Raw genomic sequence first — 17,851 nt, 5'->3', positions numbered from 1 at the left:
TCCAGCTTCCTTTCGTGACCGATTTACAGCTCGAGTGTCGGACACTTCCCACGCGCATTGCGGGGCACTGCTGTCACGCCCGTGCCATCGGAAAGGGCAATATTTCGGGCCTGGCAACAGACGGAGTCAATTCATGGACGAGAACAGGACCACAACCATCCTGCAACGCTTTGCCGTGATCCTCGCGGTGACCGCCGCCTCCTACGGCCTGCAGCCGCAGGCCGCACGCACGAACGGAAACGGCAACGGCCAGCATCAGCACGCGCAATCCGCCGGACAGCAACGCTGATCGCAGGTGCTGCGGAAGCAAGCCGCCTTCGGGCGGCTTTTGTTTTTTCGCCAAAAGAAAAGCCCGCGCAAGCGGGCTTGATATCCTGGCGGAGACGGAGGGATTCGAACCCTCGATGAGGCTCTACACCCCATACTCCCTTAGCAGGGGAGCACCTTCGGCCACTCGGTCACGTCTCCTGGCTCGAGAGGCGATTATGCCCCAAGAGTAGCTCTTCAGGCGGCCGCGGCCGGTTCCTGGTCGAGGTCGAAGGCGCGGTGCAGCGCGCGCACGGCGAGCTCCATGTACTTCTCGTCGATCACCACCGAGGTCTTGATCTCGCTGGTGGAGATCATCTGGATGTTGATGCCCTCTTCCGACAACGCGCGGAACATCTTCGCGGCGATGCCGACGTGGCTGCGCATGCCGATGCCGACGATCGACACCTTGCAGATGCGCGTGTCGCCCTCGATGCGGTCCGTGCCCAGCGACGGGGCGACCTTCGTCCTGAGCAGGTCCACCGTACGCGCGTAGTCGTTGCGGTGCACGGTGAAGCTGAAGTCGGTCTTGCCGTCCTTCGAGATGTTCTGGATGATGACGTCGACCTCGATGTTGGCTTCCGCCACCGCGCCGAGGATGTTGTAGGCGATGCCCGGCTTGTCCGGCACGCCCAGGATGGAGATCTTGGCTTCGTCGCGGTTGAACGCGATACCCGAAACAATGGCCTGTTCCATTTTCTCGTCTTCCTCAAAAGTGATCAGCGTGCCCGATTTCGATTCCTCGTCGATGGGGATGTCCCACGGCGTGAAGCTCGAGAGCACGCGCAGCGGCACTTTGTACTTGCCCGCGAATTCGACCGAGCGGATCTGCAGCACCTTCGATCCCATCGACGCCATCTCGAGCATTTCCTCGAAGCTGACGGTGTGCAGCCGGCGAGCCTCGGGAACGATGCGCGGGTCGGTCGTGTACACGCCGTCCACGTCGGTGTAGATCAGGCACTCGTCCGCCTTGAGCGCCGCGGCCACCGCGACCGCCGACGTGTCGCTGCCGCCGCGTCCCAGCGTGGTGATGTGACCGTTGTCGTCCACACCCTGGAAGCCGGTGATGATCACGACCTTGCCGGCGGCGAGGTCGGCGCGCACCTTCCTGTCCTCGATCGACTCGATGCGCGCCTTCGTGTAGGCGCTGTTCGTCCTGATCGGGACCTGCCAGCCCGCATAGCTCACCGCGTCCATGCCTTCGGCCTGCAGCGCGATGGCAAGCAGGCCCACCGACACCTGTTCGCCGGTCGAGGCGAGCATGTCGAGTTCACGTTGCAGGGCGTCGGTGGTTTTCGACGGGGACAGTTCCTTGGCCAGGCCCAGCAGGCGGTTCGTCTCGCCGCTCATCGCGCTCGGCACCACGACCATCTGGTGGCCCGCGCGATGCCACTTGGCCACGCGCTTGGCGACGTTGCGGATGCGCTCGACGGAGCCCATCGACGTGCCGCCGTATTTGTGAACGATCAATGCCATCGGAAATGACGGGAGGTATGAATGCGGGAAGCGCCAGGGAGCCCTGCGCCCGCGCGGGTGCCGCGCGAATACCTCGGGATTATACCTAGGGGGTGAAGGTGAGCCGGGGTCCGTCACGCCGCACGAACCCCGTCCCGGCGCGGATGTGGATCGAATGGCCGCGCGTCGAACAGGCGGCGACCTGGTCGAGCAGTTCTTCCAGTTGGGCCGTGCTCGGCTGCACGCCGTGGACCGACTTCAGCCAGTGGCGCAGCACATTCGCCTGGCGGGCGCGACCGAGCGCGCGAATGACTTCGATCGATGGCGAAGTCCCCGTGCGCGCGAGGTCTTCGGCCGCAATCTCCTCGAGCAGCGACTGGGCCTGCGCCGCATGGCGTGCGCTGCGGGCGAACGTGTCGCGGTACGGCGGGAACGCCTGCGCCAGCGCGGGCAGCAGCCGCGCGCGGATGCGGTTGCGCGTGAAGCGCTCGTCGGCATTGGTCGGATCGTCGATCCACCCGATGCCCTGCCCCCCCAGCCAGTCACGCACATCGCCGGCCGCGACCTCCAGCAGCGGCCGCCGGTACGCGATGCCGTCGCGCTCCCAGTGCGCGCGCATGCCCGCGAGTCCCGCCACGCCCGCACCGCGCGAGAGCGCGAGCAACAGCGTCTCGACCTGGTCGTCCGCGTGCTGCGCGAGCGCGACGCAACGGGCGCCGGCCGACGATGCCGCTTCATGGAGCGCCTGATAACGCGCGATGCGCGCGGCATCTTCCGGGCTGTCGCCACGCACGTGCCTGGCATCCACACGCTTTACGTGCAGCGGCACGCCCAGGCTGGTGCACGTCGCCTCGCAGTGGCGCTCGAAATCCATCGCAGCCGCCTGCAAGCCGTGATTGACGTGGATCGCGGCGACCGACCCCGGCCAGCGGCGCGCGCAGGCGGCGAGCAGCGCCGTGGAGTCCGCTCCGCCGCTGAACGCGATCGCGAGCGGCAAGGCCGGCTCGAAAGCCGCAATCGCCGCGTCGAATGTCAGCGTCATGACCGAAATTATCGGCGCACATGTAACGGTGCCGCCGGCTAGACATTTACCCTGAGTGGCGCACTTCGTGCATCACCCTAGAATCCGCGTCACAAAAGGTAACGCCATGGAAATACTCGGCTACGGCGTGCGGACCCACAAGGTCCGGCGCGCCTTGGGAGCAATGACGGGAGCCCTCGTTCTGGTCGCGGCCCACACGGCTGCCGCCCAGACGAATCCCGCGGGCGGTGCAACGGAGCAGGCCCCGAGCGAAGCCGCACGGCGCGCAGCGCTCAGCCCCTTTCGCTTCATCCTGCAGAACGCCAGCGCCCCGGCGCGCAAGCCGCAGGCCGCGCCGGCCCGGCCCGCGGAGGCCCCTGCAGTCGCCGAACCGAAGCGCTCCGCGCCGGCGCCCGTGCAGCAGGCCGCCGTGCAGCCCTCGCCCGCATCGCGGGCCCCGGCGCAGCCTGCTTCCGACGTCGCACTACCCGCGTCGGCCCCCGCGCCCGAGCCCGCTGTCGCCGCGTTGTCGCGACCGCCCGTCGAGCCGCCGCCCCCGAGGCGACACGAAATCATCCCGATCCGCACCGACGAGCCGCGCCTGCCGCCCTCGCTCATGCGCGATCCGCCCAGCGGAAGGGTGAAGGTGGAATTCGAGATCCAGCCGGATGGATCCGTCGCCGGCGCCAAGGTCGTCTCCAGCACGAACCGGGCCCTGAACCGGCCGACGCTCGACGCGGTGCAGAACTGGAAATTCGAGCCGGTCGACGATGTGCTGACGATCGAGACCGAGGTGGTCTACAAGCCGGATCTCTAGCGCGCTTCGGCCTTGGTGTCCGTGTAGCGGCCGTAGCTTTGCAGCCGCTCGTAGCGGCGCTCGAGCAGTTCGCGCGTCTTCAGGTCGGCGAGTTGCCGCCAGGCGTCGTTCAACGCCCGCTTGAGGAAGGCCGACATCTGCTTGTGGTCGCGGTGCGCGCCGCCCACGGGCTCGTTGACGATCTTGTCGATCAGGCCGAGCGCCTTCAGCCGGTGCGCCGTGATGCCCATCGCATCGGCCGCTTCCTGCGCCTTGTCCGCGGTCTTCCAGAGGATGGACGCGCAGCCTTCGGGGCTGATCACGGAATAGATCGAATACTGCAGCATCAGCACCTGGTCGGCCACGGAAATCGCGAGTGCGCCGCCGGAGCCGCCCTCGCCGATCACGGTGGTGATGATCGGCACTTCCAGCTGCGCCATCTCGTAGATGCTGCGGCCGATCGCCTCGGACTGGCCGCGCTCCTCGGCGTCGATGCCGGGGTAGGCGCCCGGCGTGTCGACGAAGGTGAAGACCGGCAACTTGAACTTCTCGGCCGTCTTCATCAGGCGCAACGCCTTGCGGTAGCCCTCGGGCCGGCTCATGCCGAAGTTGCGCAGCGCGCGCTCCTTCGTGTCGCGGCCCTTCTGGTGGCCGAGGACCATGCAGGCGTTGCCGTTGAAGCGCGCCAGTCCGCCGACGATCGAGAGGTCGTCCGCGAAATGCCGGTCACCGTGCAGCTCGATGAAGTCCGTGAAGATCTCGTTCACGTAGTCGAGCGTGTACGGCCGCTCGGGATGGCGCGCGATCTTCGTGATCTGCCAGGGCGACAGGTCGCTGTAGATGTCCTTGGTGAGCTGCAGGCTCTTCTTCGAGAGCTGCTCGATCTCCTCGGAAATGTCGACGGCCGATTCCGTCTGGACGTAGCGCAGTTCCTCGATCTTGGATTCGAGTTCCGCGATGGGCTGTTCGAAATCCAGGAATGTTCTCTTCGCCAAGGTGTTCTCCTCGCCCGCTCAATACTCGACGGGCAGCGGGTCCAACGAGCGCCAAATATACCAAGTCGCGACGCTGCAGAAAGGATCCCAGGCGGCACCCACCTCGCGCGCATCGCTGCGGCTGACCGGGTCGCCGGAAAAGTAGTTGCGGCTGATGCCGTTGATGAGGCCGATGTCGTCCAGCGGCAGCACGTTCGGGCGCATCAGGTGGAAGATGAGGAACATCTCCGCCGTCCAGCGGCCGATGCCGCGGATGCCCACGAGCTCGGCGATGATCTCCTCGTCGGCCATGTCCTTCCACGCGTGGACGTGGATCGCGCCGGAATCGAAGTGCAGCGCGAGGTCGACCAGGTATTCGATCTTGCGAGCCGACAGGCCCGCGGCCTGCATGTCGTCGACCTTGAGCTTCAGCACGTTGCCGGCCGTCATCTTGCGCGGCAGCTTCGCGAAGCGGTCCCACACGGTCTGCGCCGCCTTCACCGAGATCTGCTGGCCCACGATGCTGCGCGCGAGGGTCGTGAACGCATCGCCGCGTGACTGCAGGCACGCCTCGCCGAACTGCGGGATCAGCCGGCGCATCACGCGATCCTTCTTCGACAGGTAGCGGCAGGCCTCGTCCCAGTATTCGGGCCGGGCGAACACGACCAGCTTGGGATCGGCGCTCACGACGCCGCCTCCCATGTCGTGCCGGTGGGCGAATCCTTCAGGACGATGCCTTGCGCGAGCAGCCCGGTGCGGATGGCGTCGGCGCGCGCGAAGTCCCTGGCCTTCTTCGCGGCCGCGCGTTCGTCGATCAGGCGCTGGATGGTCGACTCGTCGAGCGTCGTGCCTGCGCGCAGGAAAGCCTTCGGCTCGCCCTGCAGGATGCCGAGCGTTCCGCCGAGCGCCTTGAGCAGGCCGGCGAGCTGCGCCGACTTCGTGCGATTGACTTCGGCCGCCAGGTCGAACAGCACCGCCACCGCCTCGGGCGTGGCGAAATCGTTGTCCATCGCCGCCTTGAAGCGTGCCGCGAACGGATCGTTCCAGTCGATGGCGCCGATGTCGGCCGGCGCGGCGAGGTCCAGCGCGGTGTACAGGCGCCTCAGTGCGCCGCGGGCATCCTCCAGCGTCGCATCGCTGTAGTTGATCGGGCTGCGGTAATGCGTGCGCAGCACGAAGAAGCGCAGCGTCTGCGCATCGACATGCTTCAGGACATCGCGTACCGTGAAGAAGTTGCCCAGCGACTTCGACATCTTCTCGTTGTCGATGTTCAGGAAGCCGTTGTGCATCCAGTACTTCGCGAGCGGCACGCCGAAAGCGCCTTCGCTCTGCGCGATCTCGTTCTCGTGGTGCGGGAACTGCAGGTCCATGCCGCCGGCGTGGATGTCCAGCGGCTGGCCCAGGAGCTCGCGCGCCATCGCCGAGCACTCGATGTGCCAGCCCGGGCGCCCGGCCCCGAAGGGGCTTTCCCACTTGGCATCCTGCGGCTCGGTGGGCTTGGCGCTCTTCCACAGCACGAAGTCCAGCGGGTCCTGCTTGCCTTCGAGCACCGCGACGCGCTCGCCGGCATGCAGCTCGTCGAGCGACTTGCCCGAGAGCTTGCCGTAACCGGGCAGCGCGCGCACGGCGAAATTCACGTCGCCGGTATCCGAACGGTAGGCGAGGCTGTTGCGCTCGAGGAGCTGCACGATCTCGACCATCTGCGGGATGAAGTCGGTCGCGCGCGGGTCGTGCGTGGGACGCTCGATGCCCAGCGCGTCGAAGTCCTTGTACATCTCGACGGTCATGCGCTCGGCCAGGCCGCGCACCGTCTCGCCGTTCTCCACCGCGCGGCGGATGATCTTGTCGTCGATGTCCGTGATGTTGCGCACGAACGTGACCTCGTATCCACTGGCCTTGAGCCAGCGCTGCACGACGTCGAACGCCACGTTGCAACGCGCGTGCCCCACATGGCAGTAGTCGTACACCGTGATCCCGCACAGGTACATGCGCACGTGCCCCGGCTCGATGGGAGAAAAGTCTTCCAGTGCACGCGTCAGCGTGTTGTAGATGCGAAGGCTCATGGGGATGGGGACAGGAAGCGCGCGATGACCCGCCGCTACAATCCGCCGCAGTATAAGCCTGAGCCGCTCCCATGAGACTTGCCCGCATTGCACGCGCCTGTTCGCTGGCTGCCATCCTGGTGGTGCCGCTGGCCGCACTGGCGGATGACTATGCGGACGTCAACCAGTTGCTCAGGCAGGGCAAGTACGACCAGGCCCTCGCGAAGGCCGACCGTTATATCGCGGCCAAGCCGACCGACCCGCAGATGCGTTTCCTCAAGGGCGTGATCCAGGCCGAATCGGGGCAGCGGGCGGAGGCGATCGCGACGTACACGCAGCTGACGCAGGAATTTCCCGAGCTGCCGGAGCCGTACAACAATCTGGCCGTGCTGTATGCGCAGCAGAACGAGTACGACAAGGCGCGGGAAGCCCTGGAAGGTGCAGTACGCGCCAACCCCAGCTACGCGACCGCGCACGAGAACCTCGGCGACGTGTACGCGAAACTCGCGGGCCAGTCCTACGCCAAGGCCCAGCAGATCGAACCCGCGAACACGAGTGCGGCGGCGAAGCTGGCGCTGATCCGGCAGTTGCTCTCGCCGCCGCCCAAGCGCTGAGCACGTGCGCCCCCGAGGGCGCTACCATTGCCCCTTTCCCATCGCAAGGAGTTCGCTTGAGCCTGCTCACCCGCCGCGCCGCGGCCATCGTCATCTCCGCCGGCATCAGCCTGGCTGCCTTCGCCGCCGACACGAACGCGCCGCGCGTCAAGTTCGCGACGAACGTGGGCGACATCGTGGTCGAGGTCTATCCCGACAAGGCGCCGAAGACCGTGGAGAATTTCCTGACGTACGTGAAGGCGAAGCACTACGACGGCCTGGTCTTCCATCGCGTGATCAACGGCTTCATGATCCAGGGTGGCGGCTACGACCAGAACTACAGGCAGCGCATCACGCGGCCGCCGATCCCGCACGAGGGTTCCGTGAGCGGCGTGAAGAACCAGGCCGGCACCATCGCGATGGCACGCACCGGCGACCCGAATTCCGCGACGTCGCAGTTCTTCATCAACGTCGTCGACAACTCTCGGCTGGACCCGACCGGCCCCAACACCGGCTACGTCGCGTTCGGCAAGGTGGTGAGCGGCATGGACGTCGTGAACAAGATCAAGGCCACGCCGACCGGCCCCGGCGGCCCCTTCCCCACCGACGTGCCGAAGACACCGGTCGTCATCCAGTCCGCAACGATTGTCCAGTAAAGGAGGCACGTCATGGCCAACCCGAAAGTCGAACTGCACGTGAAGAACTACGGCGTGATCACGCTCGAACTCGACGAGCAGAAGGCGCCGCAGAGCACGCAGAATTTCCTCGATTACGTGAAGAACGGCCACTACGACGGCACGATCTTCCATCGCGTGATCAACGGCTTCATGATCCAGGGCGGCGGCTTCCAGCCCGGCATGTCGCAAAAGCCCACCAACAAGCCGATCGCCAACGAGGCCAGCAACGGCTTGAAGAACGACAACTACACCGTCGCGATGGCGCGCACGTCGGACCCGCATTCGGCCACCGCGCAGTTCTTCATCAACGTCGCGAAGAACGATTTCCTCAACCACACCGCGCCGACGGCGCAGGGCTGGGGCTATGCGGTGTTCGGCAAGGTGGTGGGCGGCCAGGACGTGGTCGACCGCATCAAGGGCGTGAAGACCGGCCGCAAGGGCTTCCACGACGACGTGCCGACCGAGGACGTCGTGATCGAGAAGGCCGTCGCCGTCTGACCGTGCCAGTGACTGCGCAGCCGCGCTTCGCCGAGCTCAAGGCGCCGCCCGGCTGGCGCGCGGTGGAGTTCATCTCGGACCTGCACCTGCAGGCCGCGCAGGCGCCGACCTTCGACGCCTGGCGCAGCTACATGGTGGCGTGCAAAGCCGACGCGCTCTTCATCCTTGGCGACCTGTTCGAGGCGTGGGTGGGAGACGACGTTCTTCATGAGCCCGGCTTTGCGGCCGATTGCGCCGCGGTCCTGCAGGCGACCGTGCGCAGGTTGCCGGTGTTCCTGATGCACGGCAATCGCGACTTCCTCATGGGCGACGGCCTGATGCGCAGTTGCGGCGCGACGCTGGTCGACGACCCGACCGTGCTTACGTTCGCAGGCCAACGCTGGATGCTCACGCACGGCGACGCGCTGTGCATCTCGGACACGAAGTACATGCAGTTCCGCCATGTCGTGCGCCAGCCGGCATGGCAACAGGAGTTCCTCGCGAAGCCGCTTGCCGAGCGGCAGGCGATCGGCCGCCAGATGCGCGCCGAGAGCCAGGCACGCCAGCAGCAGGACCCGCGCGACGCGTATGGCCAGGTCGATGATGCGCTGGCGCGCGAATGGCTGGATGCAGCCGATGCGCAGGCCATGATCCACGGCCACACGCACCAGCCGCGCGAGCACGACCTCGGCGCGGGCAAGCAGCGCATCGTCCTGACGGACTGGGATCTCGCGGCGGACCCGCCGCGGCGCGAGGTGCTGCGGCTGGACGCCTCGGGTCCGAAGCGTATCGCGCTCGGCTGATGTTCGGCTGGTTGCGCCGCCGCGCGGCACCGCGCCCGATTCCGGATGCGCTGTGGAAAGCGGTGCTGGCGCGCCACCCCTTCCTTGCCCGGCGCGATGCTGCCGAAGTGGAACGCCTGCGCGAACTTGCCGCCCGCTTCCTCGCGCAAAAGGAATTCACGGGGGCGCATGGTTTCGTCATCACCGATGAGGTGGCGGTCTCGATCGCCGCGCAGGCCGTGCTGCCCGTGCTGTACCTCGGCCTCGCGTGGTACGACGATTTCGTCGGTATCGTCGTGCATGCGGACGAAGTCGTGGCCAGGCGCACCGCGATGGACGAAACCGGTGTCGTGCACGACTGGGAGGAAGTCATCTCGGGCGAGGCGATGGACCGCGGCCCGGTGATGCTCAGCTGGCAAGACGTCGCCGGCGTCCGCGACTCGGCGCACGAAGGCTACAACGTGGTGATCCACGAGTTCATCCACAAGATCGACATGCGCGACGGCCGCGCGGACGGTTGCCCGCCCCTGCCGACGGCTGCCGCGCGTCGGGCGTGGATGGAAGTGATGACGCGCGAGTACGAGGCGTTCCGCGAAAAGGTGATCGTCGCGGAACGCTTCGGCGGCGAAACGCCCTGGCTCGATCCGTACGGTGCGCAGTCCATCGACGAGTTCTTCGCGGTCGCCTGCGAAGCGTATTTCGTCGCACCCGGACGCTTCGTCGAAGAGCATCGCGCGCTCGCGCAGCTCTTCGACGGCTTTTTCCTCAGCGCATCAAGACCTTGAGCGCGTTCTGCAGGCGCCGCGCGTTGGCGGCGTCGTGGGCGGTCGCCAGCACGCGCGCGGTGTCCTCGGCCCAGGTCTGCGCAGGCGACGGATCGTTGCGGCGCGTGAGCAGCTGCAATTGCAAGGCGCGGCGCGCCGTGATGTGTTCGGCCGGCGTCGGTGTTTCGGCCGCGATTTCCAGCCGCAGCAGCGCCTCGCTCGCATCACCGGAGGGCGCGCTGCCCACAGCCTTCGTCCACGACGAGCGCACACCGGCGGGGACCGATTTGCCCAAATCGTGCTGGCTCGGCACGTCATCGGGCGCACGCTTCTCCCACGCCGCCATCAATTGCGCCAGGGCTTCGCCATGCGCTTGCGCCGCGAGCTTTCGCAATGCCGATTGCGCGTGTTCGAGCGCATCGCGTTGCGCGCGGAAGGCGACATCGCCCAGGCGCGGTCCACGGTCTTCCATCGGTCCGCGACGGGCGTCGCGCGCACCGCGATCGTCGCGGCGGTCGCCGAACCTCGGCGCCGGCGCGCCCCGGCGATCGCCGAACTTGCCGCCGCGGCCGATGGGCGCCGGCTCGGTTTTCTTCATGCCCGGTCGATCATCGCCGCGCATCGCGACCAGCGGCTTGGGCGAAGGCTTGGGCGGAGCAGCCGCTTCGGCCGGTGCGGCTTCCGCCGTCGTGCCTTCGCCCGCCGGTGCGGCGGCTTCCGCATTCGCCGCGGCCACGTCGGCACGCGCCTGCGCCTGCCCCTTGAGTGCGGCTTCCAGCGCGGACATCGCCGCCTTGATCTTCTGCGCGTCGCCCGTCGCGTTCGCGGCTTCGAGTGCCTTGGACGCGTCCAGGACCACGCGATCGCGCTCGCTCAGCGCCGCGGCGGCGCGCTCGCGCTCCTCGCCCTTGCGCTGGAACGCCTCGTCGATCGGCTTGCGGAATGCATCCCACAGCTTCTGTTCCTGCCTGCGGTCCAGCGGCACGGCCTGCGCTTCCGCCTGCCAGCGCTGCTGCAGCGACTTGACGGCGTCGATGCGCAGCGGGGGTTCGGCGCCGAGCACCTTGGCCTCCTCGATCATCGCGTGGCGGCGGTCGACGCTTTCCTTCTGCAGCGCCTCGAGCGGTGCGCGGGCCGCCTGCATGGCCTCCTTCCACTTGGCCTGCATCTCGGCGAAAGTCTTTTCGCTCAGGTGCCCGGCTTCGCGCCAGCGGTTGTCGAACTGCTGCAGCACGCGGGCGAAGCCCTTCCAGTCGCCATTGAGGGCCGTCGTGTTCGCCTGCGACCAGGCCTTGAGTTCGTCGATCAGCGCCAGGCGTTGGGTGCGGTGCTCGGCCGCCTCGGCCTTGACCTTGTCGAGCCACTCCTCGACGACCTTGTAGGCCGTGTTGCAGGCCTCGTCGAAGCGCTTCCACAAGGCGTGATTCGGCGGGCCACCCTGGTCCACCTGCTTCCATTGTTCCCGCAGCTGGCGCAACTGCTCCTGCATCTTGCGGCCGCCATACCGCGCCTTCGGCGGTGCGGGCTCCTGGCCTTCGACCGGCGCGGGCCGTTCGAACAGGTCCTCCGCCTTGGCGACGAGCTCCTGGCGCAGCTGGTCGGCACGCCAGCGCTGCCAGCCTTCGAGTTCGCCCGCCGCCGCGAGCGCGGCATGCGCCTGCGCCTCGAGCTTGTCGTCGACCAGCCGCCCGTGCTCCTTCAGCGCGTTGCGCAGCGCGCTGGCCGCGCCGGCGCTCGCCTTGCCGTGGCCCTGCGCGATCTCCTGCTCGAGCTTGCCCAGTACTTCGCGCACGGCATTGTTCGCGCGCTCCCGTGCTTCGGGATCGACCTTGGGCTTGGCGGCCTTGATCGGCACCTCGACGGGGACGCCACGTGCTGCGCGCAGCTCATCGGCCCACACGGGCACAGGCGGCAGCGGCGCCGACGGGTCCTGGGCCGCGGTGCGCGCCTGGGCGAGCGCGCTCTGGAAGGCATCCCACACCACCTGCAGCTGCTGGCGCGAAGACTCGAGCAGCGGCGGGAAGCGCGCGTCGACGCTGGTCCAGTTCGGGTCCTCGATCAGTGCCTGCGCTTGCGCCTGCCAATCCGGCACGTCCTTCGCCAGCGCGTCCGACGCCGCCTGCGCGTCCTGCCAGGACTTGGTCGACAGCACCTCGATGCGCTGCGCGAGCAGCACGGCGGCTTCGCGCTGGACCTGCACCCGATGCTGCAGGTCCTCGATGCCCCTGATGCGTTCGGCCAATTGGGCCTTCGCGCCGGCCAGCGGCTCGCGGCTGAGCGGCGCCCCCGCCTTGGCGGCGTCGCGCTGCCAGGCCAGCGCGTCGGCGATGTTCAATTTGGGCTGGGCCAGCAGCGCCGCGGCCTTCTCGCCCCATTCGGCCGCGATCGCCTCCTGGGTGCGCGCGCGCCGGATTTCGTCGAGCCGCTCGCGCAGCAGCCGCGCCGCGCCCTTGTCGCGGGCGCTCAATTCGCGGAAGACTTCCTGGATCTGTTCGACGGCGGGGTTGCCGGCGAGCCATTCGCGGACACGTGCGCTGCGTTCGCCGGAAGTGGGCGCCGAGAAGGCGCCGCCGGTCAGTTCGTCGAGTGCGCGCGTGTCGGTGGACTTGAGGGTGGCCTGGGTCACGAAGAATGCTGTTCTATATGAAGGGGCCCGCGGCGCGCGGGCAAACCGCTATTCTCGCCGCGATTGGGACTCAGCCGCGGACGCTGCGAGGAAGACGCTTCGACGACGCTCCAATGAAATGGCCCGGACGGCCGCCCTGAAGGCGTCCACCGGGCCGTGGCGGCAGACAAAAGTCCTGTGCCGCCTGGATTCGCGTGTCGGGAGAGTGACGTCCCTCCACGCGCCGGAAGCAAGAGATTGCTTCCAAGTGGGGCCGGGGCTACCACCTGACGATGGCCCTACCGGCTGGGTGCCCGATCCCTCGGGCAAGAACAAGTTAAGTCAGGACGCGTGCGAATTCAAGGCACGCTTTTCAATGGCGCGCGAGCGCGCGATTGCGCGCCCTGCATTGACAAGCGCCTGACACCTCAATAGCTTGGGCTACCCGGTCCGGGCGAATACTTAAGAGTCGATACAAGCTGTTCAGGTTGGGCGCTCCTATTTCGATAGCGAGTTTCCGAGGGCGATGGAGCCATCAGGCCGGACCGACAGGCGATTGGGGCGCTGCCCGACAGGCGAAATTCCCGCGTTTGCAGCAAAATGCGGTAGTTTCCTGTGCCATATGGCATAAAAACGTAACTCGATATTCTTGACCTGTTATTTGAGCGCCCCCTAGAATCCGCCCGTCCCTCGCAAACGTACTAGGGACAACCCGAACCCGCTGCCGAACCCGGCTAGGTCGGACGACCCGAAGGGACTCCAGGACGAGAGCTCCCCGGCATCCGACGGCGTACCAAATCAAACGAGGAGCCCGACGGTGTGATGCCCATCCCGGCATTGCCTAGAAGGCTCGCGCGAGAGAGGAAGTGCTATGACAGCGTTAGGAAAGACCGTCCAGGGCCTGAGGTGCTTCGCATCCGACGTCGCCCAGGGCTTCTTCGAAATCACGCACAACGGCCTGGCCCTGACGGGGCTGGCCACGGTGTGCTGCGCGCTCACGCTCGCCGCCCGCCCGGACCTGCGCCACACCGGCGAGGAAAGGCTGCGCGGCTGGCTGCAAGCCCGCCAGGAAGCCGCCATCGGCATGCCGATCCAGCTCGATGCGATCGAGCGGGCCACGGCCGCCGATCCGCACGGCCTGCCCAAGCAGCAGGCTGCGATCGCCTACTGGCTCAGCAAGAAGTACCGCGTCGCCCCCGAGCCGCTCAGCGCCCTCGTGTCCGAAGCCTTCGAGATCGGCGAGCGCAACAAGCTCGACCCGACGCTGATCCTGGCCGTCATGGCCGTCGAGTCCGGTTTCAACCCCTTCGCCCAGAGCCCGGTCGGCGCCCAGGGCCTGATGCAGGTGATGACGGGGGTCCACAAGGACAAATACGAGAACTTCGGCGGCAAGCTCGCCGCCTTCGACCCGGTGACCAACCTGCGCGTCGGCGTGAAGGTGCTGCAGGAATGCATCCAGCACGCCGGCTCCATCGAGGCCGGCCTGAAGTTCTATGTCGGCGCCGCGAACAGCGACGACGATGGTGGCTACGCCGCCAAGGTCATGGCCGAACATGCGCGCCTGAAGCTCGTGGCGTCGGGACGCAATGTCCCGCTGCAGCCGCCCGTGATCCGCACCGTCGCGCCGGGCGAGCCGGAGGCTTCCCCTGCGGCTGCCCCGGCCGAAGACAAGGTCGCCAGCGTTTCCTGAGCAAGGCGCGCTACACTCCACCTGTACGCGACTGGCGATAGGCGCGGCCACCCGGCGCGGTGGCCGGCGCTGACGTGGAGCCCCACCACTGGGAAGCGTACCGCGGGCGAATTCGACCTCCCCGCGTCTAGCCGTTCGCCTGGGCAGCCCTTGTTTGCAGAAACAGGGATCACCTCTTCAAAGGACTGCCGCCATGTTCCACCGCAACTTCCTCATCGAACAGACCGACCCCGACGTCTGGGCCGCCATCCAGGCCGAGAACAAGCGCCAGGAAGACCACATCGAGCTGATCGCGAGCGAGAACTACGCCTCGCCCGCGGTGATGGCCGCCCAAGGCACCCAGCTCACGAACAAGTACGCCGAGGGCTATCCCGGCAAGCGCTACTACGGCGGCTGCGAGAACGTCGACGTCGTCGAGCAGCTCGCGATCGACCGCGTCAAGCAGCTGTTCGGCGCGGATGCCGCCAACGTGCAGCCGCACTCGGGCGCGCAAGCCAACGAGGCCGTGTTCCTGGCGTTCCTCAAGCCCGGCGACACCATCATGGGCATGAGCCTGGCCGAAGGCGGCCACCTCACGCACGGCATGGCGCTGAACATGAGCGGCAAGTGGTTCAATGTCGTCTCCTACGGGCTGGATGCCAAGGAAGCGATCGACTACGACGCCATGGAGCGCAAGGCACGCGAGACGAAGCCCAAATTGATCATCGCGGGTGCCTCGGCCTATTCGCTGCGCATCGACTTCGCGCGCTTCGCCAAGGTGGCCAGGGAAATCGGCGCGATCTTCATGGTCGACATGGCGCACTACGCCGGCCTGATCGCCGCGGGCGTGTACCCGAATCCCGTGCCGCACGCGGACGTCGTCACCTCGACCACGCACAAGAGCCTGCGCGGCCCGCGCGGCGGCTTCATCCTGATGAAGTCCGAGCACGAGAAGGCGATCAACAGCGCGATCTTCCCCGGCCTGCAAGGCGGCCCGCTGATGCACGTCATCGCCGCGAAGGCCGTGGCGTTCAAGGAAGCGCAGCAGCCCGAATTCAAGGCCTACCAGCAGCAGGTCGCGAAGAACGCGCAAGTGGTGGCGCAGACGCTGACCGAGCGCGGCCTGCGCATCGTGAGCGGCGGCACCGAAAGCCACGTGATGCTGGTGGACCTGCGACCCAAGGGCATCACCGGCAAGGAAGCCGAAGCGGTGCTGGGCCAGGCGCACATGACGATCAACAAGAACGCGATCCCCAACGATCCGGAAAAGCCGATGGTCACCAGCGGCGTGCGTGTCGGCACGCCGGCCATGACCACGCGCGGCTTCAAGGAGAACGAGGCGCGCCTGACGGCCAACCTCGTGGCCGACGTGCTCGACAACCCGCGCGACGAGGCGAACATCGCCCGCGTGCGCGAGAAGGTCGCGGCGCTCACGCGCGAGTTCCCGGTCTACAAGTAAGGTAATGCGATGAAGTGCCCCTTCTGCGGCCACGCCGACACCCAGGTGGTGGAGACGCGTCTCGCCGAAGAGGGCGAATTCATCCGCCGCCGCCGCCAGTGCGCTTCCTGCGAGAAGCGCTTCACCACCTACGAGCGCCCCGACCTCACCTTCCCCGCCATCGTCAAGAAGGACGGCCGGCGCATCGAGTACGACCGCGGCAAGCTGCGCGCCTCGATGAACCTCGCCTTGCGCAAGCGCCCGGTCAGCACCGAGCAGATCGACGGCGCCGTCGAGCGCATCGAGGAGCGGCTCTTGAACCTGGGCGCGCGCGAGATCGGCTCGAACCGCATCGGCGAACTCGTCATGCGCGAGCTCAAGAAGCTCGACAAGGTGGCCTACGTGCGGTTCGCGAGCGTGTACCGCAGCTTCGAGGATATCGACGATTTCAAGACGGTCGTCGACGAAGTGCGGCGGTAGGACCTGGCCGCCACTTCAGCTGCGGTCGCTGGCTCCCCATAGACCCTGCATCAGCGGCACAGCCCCGCGAACCGGTCCTGCGGCTTGCACGCTTTGGGTGGGGGCGGGGGCGACGCCGCTTCCGCTTCCTGCGGTTCGCAACGGCTCAAGCGCTCCTTCACCCGTGTCGAGTACTGCCAGCCCGCGTTGAGGGCGGGCAGGGGCGAGCCCGGCTTCCAGGTCAGGGCTTTCCACTTCGGGTGACCCTTCGCCTGGAGCTCGTCGAATTTTTCGCAGAAGCGGTCCGCCAGGGTGGACACGAACCGGTTGCGGTCCGGGTCGATGAAGTTCGCGGTGATCAGGTACGAGTCCACGGACAGCGAGGGATGGCCGGCATCGGCGATGTTCAACAAGGGATAGCTCGCCTTCTGTATGTCCGCCTTCCGGTATTCCCGCAGGAGCCTCGCCGACGTGGCGTGGTTCGGGTCGAACTTGAGGAGCCTCAGGTTATCGGGGATGTTCGTTGCCAGCAGCTTGAGCGGCTGCCCGCCCACCAGCACGATCACATCGATCTGCGGGAAGTCCTTGTAGAAGTTGGGGTCGCTCAGCACCATCAAGGCCGAACGCCGCGTCTTCGTTCCTTCATCGTCACCCGTCACGGTGGGATTGACGAAAGGGGCCACGATCTGCGGCCGCTCGTTGAACATCTTGCTGTAGATGTTCAGTGCGGTGAGGTAGGTGCCGCTCTTTTCTGCATCCATCCAGATGCGGGCGCCGCGGATCTGGTGGATGTATTCGAGCGGGCTGTCCTTCCTGACGAGGAAGTGGATCTCCTCCCGGTACAGCGGCATGAACACGCGCAGGTTCGCGAGCAGGTTCGCATACTGGCGCCGCGTTTCGCGCGGCACCCGCGGGTTGTCGCGCAGGTAGACGAAGGCCGCATAGACATCGGACTGCACGATGGCCAAGCCCACGCCCTTTGTCTGGCTCAGGTCCTCCACGTTCGCCCACGACCCCTTGGAGTCCCGCACCTCCAGTGCCGGCGAGACGATGTCCTTGAGGTTGTTTCCGATCTGGTAGTAGGTGCCCGTCTTCCCGCCCGTGACGATGGTTTCCGCCGGGGCCGCGGCCGCGGCCGCGAGCAGACCCGCGAACAGCAGCAGTTGCCGCATCCAGCGCGGCCAGGTCCGGACCGCTCGTCTCATTGCATGCATGGCGTCTCCTTCCGTGCGTCAGCTCATTGCGGGTTGCACAGCCCCGCCGCCTCGTTCGCAGCGGAGCAGAGCGACCGATGGCGGGCGGGCGGCTGCGTCGGCGCCGTGTCGGCGTGGGGCATCACGGGCTCGGCCCGAGGCGCTTGTGCGGTGCTCGCGGACACGCCGCGGTCCGTCGCCACGGGCGCGGCCGCGCTCGCCTCGGACCTGCCGCTGGCTGCTCTGTCGCCGGTCGTGACCGCGACTTCCTTCACCGCGATCACGATCGCGACGAAGGCCACCGCCGTGGCCGCGGTGATCCACGGGAGCTTCCAGTGCATGCCCGGCTGGTCGGTCCGCGCCCGTACCGACGCAAAGAGCGGGCGCATCTTCGCGCCATATGAATGAACGTGTTCGATGAGGGCGTACGTCATACGCTTCTCGGCCGCTGGCATGGACGCGGCGCTGCCGCGGTCCTGCTTTCGAACGGCGGTGTGGGCTCGAGCACCCGCGTGACGGTCGGCGGAGGGCGGAGCATCGCGCCTCGTGTCCACTGACGCACTGGAGGATGGACGTCCGCAATACGGGCAATAAGCCACT

The 17,851-nt window shown here is 67.1% G+C and carries 18 protein-coding genes, 1 tRNA gene and 1 riboswitch; of the genes, 10 read left to right on the top strand and 9 right to left on the bottom strand.

Annotated elements, in window-relative coordinates; translation table 11 throughout:
- The first annotated feature begins 133 nt into the window (after window positions 1–133).
- Window positions 134–289 (top strand): hypothetical protein, encoded by a 156-nt coding sequence (locus AC3EF3_RS07225; protein ID WP_488531478.1) that lies wholly within the window; start codon window positions 134–136, stop codon window positions 287–289.
- A gap of 86 nt (window positions 290–375) precedes the next feature.
- Here the strand turns inward: AC3EF3_RS07225 and AC3EF3_RS07220 are convergent.
- From AC3EF3_RS07220 to tilS, 3 genes are all read right to left on the bottom strand, one after another.
- Window positions 376–468, bottom strand: a tRNA-Ser gene (locus AC3EF3_RS07220).
- Window positions 469–504: 36 nt separating this feature from the next.
- On the bottom strand, window positions 505–1,782 hold the full coding sequence (locus AC3EF3_RS07215) for an aspartate kinase (protein WP_488531477.1): 1,278 nt from the start codon (window positions 1,780–1,782) through the stop codon (window positions 505–507).
- Window positions 1,783–1,867: 85 nt separating this feature from the next.
- Window positions 1,868–2,803, bottom strand: coding sequence for a tRNA lysidine(34) synthetase TilS (tilS, locus tag AC3EF3_RS07210; protein WP_488531476.1), 936 nt, complete (start codon window positions 2,801–2,803; stop codon window positions 1,868–1,870).
- Between the two features lie 106 nt (window positions 2,804–2,909).
- Between tilS and AC3EF3_RS07205 the strand changes: the two genes are divergently transcribed.
- Window positions 2,910–3,599 carry a TonB family protein gene (locus AC3EF3_RS07205; protein WP_488531475.1) on the top strand — a complete coding sequence of 230 codons (690 nt, stop codon included), beginning with the start codon at window positions 2,910–2,912 and terminating at the stop codon, window positions 3,597–3,599.
- Here AC3EF3_RS07205 and AC3EF3_RS07200 read toward each other — a convergent pair.
- The 3 genes from AC3EF3_RS07200 to cysS are packed head-to-tail and all read right to left on the bottom strand — an operon-like array spanning window position 3,596 to window position 6,615.
- Window positions 3,596–4,573 (bottom strand): acetyl-CoA carboxylase carboxyltransferase subunit alpha, encoded by a 978-nt coding sequence (locus AC3EF3_RS07200; RefSeq protein WP_488531474.1) that lies wholly within the window; start codon window positions 4,571–4,573, stop codon window positions 3,596–3,598. The two genes, AC3EF3_RS07205 and AC3EF3_RS07200, sit on opposite strands and share 4 nt — an antisense overlap.
- Window positions 4,574–4,591: 18 nt before the next feature.
- Window positions 4,592–5,254: a DNA-3-methyladenine glycosylase family protein gene (locus AC3EF3_RS07195; RefSeq protein ID WP_488531473.1), complete on the bottom strand. Its 663-nt coding sequence runs from the start codon at window positions 5,252–5,254 to the stop codon at window positions 4,592–4,594.
- Window positions 5,236–6,615 (bottom strand): cysteine--tRNA ligase, encoded by a 1,380-nt coding sequence (cysS, locus tag AC3EF3_RS07190; protein WP_488531472.1) that lies wholly within the window; start codon window positions 6,613–6,615, stop codon window positions 5,236–5,238. The genes AC3EF3_RS07195 and cysS overlap by 19 nt, the downstream gene beginning before the upstream one ends.
- A gap of 71 nt (window positions 6,616–6,686) precedes the next feature.
- Between cysS and AC3EF3_RS07185 the strand changes: the two genes are divergently transcribed.
- Genes AC3EF3_RS07185 through AC3EF3_RS07165 form a run of 5 tightly spaced genes read left to right on the top strand, consistent with a single transcriptional unit; the run spans window position 6,687 to window position 9,908 of the window.
- The gene (locus AC3EF3_RS07185) at window positions 6,687–7,208 is read left to right on the top strand and encodes a tetratricopeptide repeat protein (RefSeq protein WP_488531471.1); all 522 of its coding nucleotides are present in this window, start codon (window positions 6,687–6,689) and stop codon (window positions 7,206–7,208) included.
- 56 nt (window positions 7,209–7,264) lie between these two features.
- Window positions 7,265–7,843, top strand: a complete 579-nt coding sequence (locus tag AC3EF3_RS07180; RefSeq protein WP_488531470.1) for a peptidylprolyl isomerase — start codon at window positions 7,265–7,267, stop codon at window positions 7,841–7,843.
- A 12-nt stretch (window positions 7,844–7,855) separates the two neighbouring features.
- A complete protein-coding gene (locus AC3EF3_RS07175; protein WP_488531468.1) occupies window positions 7,856–8,362 on the top strand; it encodes a peptidylprolyl isomerase in 507 nt (168 codons plus the stop codon).
- Between the two features lie 2 nt (window positions 8,363–8,364).
- On the top strand, window positions 8,365–9,144 hold the full coding sequence (locus AC3EF3_RS07170; protein ID WP_488531467.1) for a UDP-2,3-diacylglucosamine diphosphatase: 780 nt from the start codon (window positions 8,365–8,367) through the stop codon (window positions 9,142–9,144).
- Window positions 9,144–9,908: a M90 family metallopeptidase gene (locus AC3EF3_RS07165; RefSeq protein ID WP_488531466.1), complete on the top strand. Its 765-nt coding sequence runs from the start codon at window positions 9,144–9,146 to the stop codon at window positions 9,906–9,908. The genes AC3EF3_RS07170 and AC3EF3_RS07165 overlap by 1 nt, the downstream gene beginning before the upstream one ends.
- Here AC3EF3_RS07165 and AC3EF3_RS07160 read toward each other — a convergent pair.
- Window positions 9,889–12,513 carry a DUF349 domain-containing protein gene (locus AC3EF3_RS07160; protein ID WP_488531465.1) on the bottom strand — a complete coding sequence of 875 codons (2,625 nt, stop codon included), beginning with the start codon at window positions 12,511–12,513 and terminating at the stop codon, window positions 9,889–9,891. The genes AC3EF3_RS07165 and AC3EF3_RS07160 overlap by 20 nt on opposite strands.
- An 850-nt stretch (window positions 12,514–13,363) precedes the next feature.
- On the opposite strand from AC3EF3_RS07160, the gene AC3EF3_RS07155 reads away from it, so the two are divergent.
- From AC3EF3_RS07155 to nrdR, 3 genes are all read left to right on the top strand, one after another.
- Window positions 13,364–14,182 carry a lytic transglycosylase domain-containing protein gene (locus AC3EF3_RS07155; RefSeq protein WP_488531464.1) on the top strand — a complete coding sequence of 273 codons (819 nt, stop codon included), beginning with the start codon at window positions 13,364–13,366 and terminating at the stop codon, window positions 14,180–14,182.
- A gap of 17 nt (window positions 14,183–14,199) precedes the next feature.
- Window positions 14,200–14,334: riboswitch (ZMP/ZTP riboswitch) on the top strand.
- Between the two features lie 41 nt (window positions 14,335–14,375).
- Complete coding sequence (glyA, locus tag AC3EF3_RS07150; RefSeq protein WP_488531463.1) at window positions 14,376–15,620, top strand: serine hydroxymethyltransferase; 1,245 nt, start codon at window positions 14,376–14,378, stop codon at window positions 15,618–15,620.
- Window positions 15,621–15,629: 9 nt separating this feature from the next.
- Window positions 15,630–16,079: a transcriptional regulator NrdR gene (nrdR, locus tag AC3EF3_RS07145; RefSeq protein WP_488531462.1), complete on the top strand. Its 450-nt coding sequence runs from the start codon at window positions 15,630–15,632 to the stop codon at window positions 16,077–16,079.
- A gap of 50 nt (window positions 16,080–16,129) precedes the next feature.
- Here nrdR and AC3EF3_RS07140 read toward each other — a convergent pair whose 3' ends face one another.
- Together AC3EF3_RS07140 and AC3EF3_RS07135 are read right to left on the bottom strand one after the other, a co-directional pair.
- Complete coding sequence (locus tag AC3EF3_RS07140) at window positions 16,130–17,263, bottom strand: TAXI family TRAP transporter solute-binding subunit (protein WP_488531461.1); 1,134 nt, start codon at window positions 17,261–17,263, stop codon at window positions 16,130–16,132.
- A 32-nt stretch (window positions 17,264–17,295) separates the two neighbouring features.
- Window positions 17,296–17,685, bottom strand: a complete 390-nt coding sequence (locus AC3EF3_RS07135; RefSeq protein ID WP_488531460.1) for a hypothetical protein — start codon at window positions 17,683–17,685, stop codon at window positions 17,296–17,298.
- Window positions 17,686–17,851: the final 166 nt, after the last annotated feature.

The sequence above is a fragment of the Ramlibacter sp. GS1-15 genome, assembly GCF_057785015.1.
The sequence above is the reverse complement of the archived record's forward strand: the minus strand, read 5'-3'. Positions and strand labels throughout refer to the sequence as shown.

Bases quoted from the DNA above. Each gene is read 5' to 3' on its own strand.
- AC3EF3_RS07135 (WP_488531460.1), bottom strand. From the start codon at position 17,685: ATGACGTACGCCCTCATCGAACACGTTCATTCATATGGCGCGAAGATG.
- AC3EF3_RS07155 (WP_488531464.1), top strand. From the start codon at position 13,364: ATGACAGCGTTAGGAAAGACCGTCCAGGGCCTGAGGTGCTTCGCATCC.
- AC3EF3_RS07175 (WP_488531468.1), top strand. From the start codon at position 7,856: ATGGCCAACCCGAAAGTCGAACTGCACGTGAAGAACTACGGCGTGATC.
- AC3EF3_RS07165 (WP_488531466.1), top strand. From the start codon at position 9,144: ATGTTCGGCTGGTTGCGCCGCCGCGCGGCACCGCGCCCGATTCCGGAT.
- AC3EF3_RS07215 (WP_488531477.1), bottom strand. From the start codon at position 1,782: ATGGCATTGATCGTTCACAAATACGGCGGCACGTCGATGGGCTCCGTC.
- AC3EF3_RS07195 (WP_488531473.1), bottom strand. From the start codon at position 5,254: ATGGGAGGCGGCGTCGTGAGCGCCGATCCCAAGCTGGTCGTGTTCGCC.
- glyA (WP_488531463.1), top strand. From the start codon at position 14,376: ATGTTCCACCGCAACTTCCTCATCGAACAGACCGACCCCGACGTCTGG.
- cysS (WP_488531472.1), bottom strand. From the start codon at position 6,615: ATGAGCCTTCGCATCTACAACACGCTGACGCGTGCACTGGAAGACTTT.
- AC3EF3_RS07225 (WP_488531478.1), top strand. From the start codon at position 134: ATGGACGAGAACAGGACCACAACCATCCTGCAACGCTTTGCCGTGATC.
- AC3EF3_RS07140 (WP_488531461.1), bottom strand. From the start codon at position 17,263: ATGAGACGAGCGGTCCGGACCTGGCCGCGCTGGATGCGGCAACTGCTG.
- AC3EF3_RS07205 (WP_488531475.1), top strand. From the start codon at position 2,910: ATGGAAATACTCGGCTACGGCGTGCGGACCCACAAGGTCCGGCGCGCC.
- tilS (WP_488531476.1), bottom strand. From the start codon at position 2,803: ATGACGCTGACATTCGACGCGGCGATTGCGGCTTTCGAGCCGGCCTTG.
- AC3EF3_RS07185 (WP_488531471.1), top strand. From the start codon at position 6,687: ATGAGACTTGCCCGCATTGCACGCGCCTGTTCGCTGGCTGCCATCCTG.
- nrdR (WP_488531462.1), top strand. From the start codon at position 15,630: ATGAAGTGCCCCTTCTGCGGCCACGCCGACACCCAGGTGGTGGAGACG.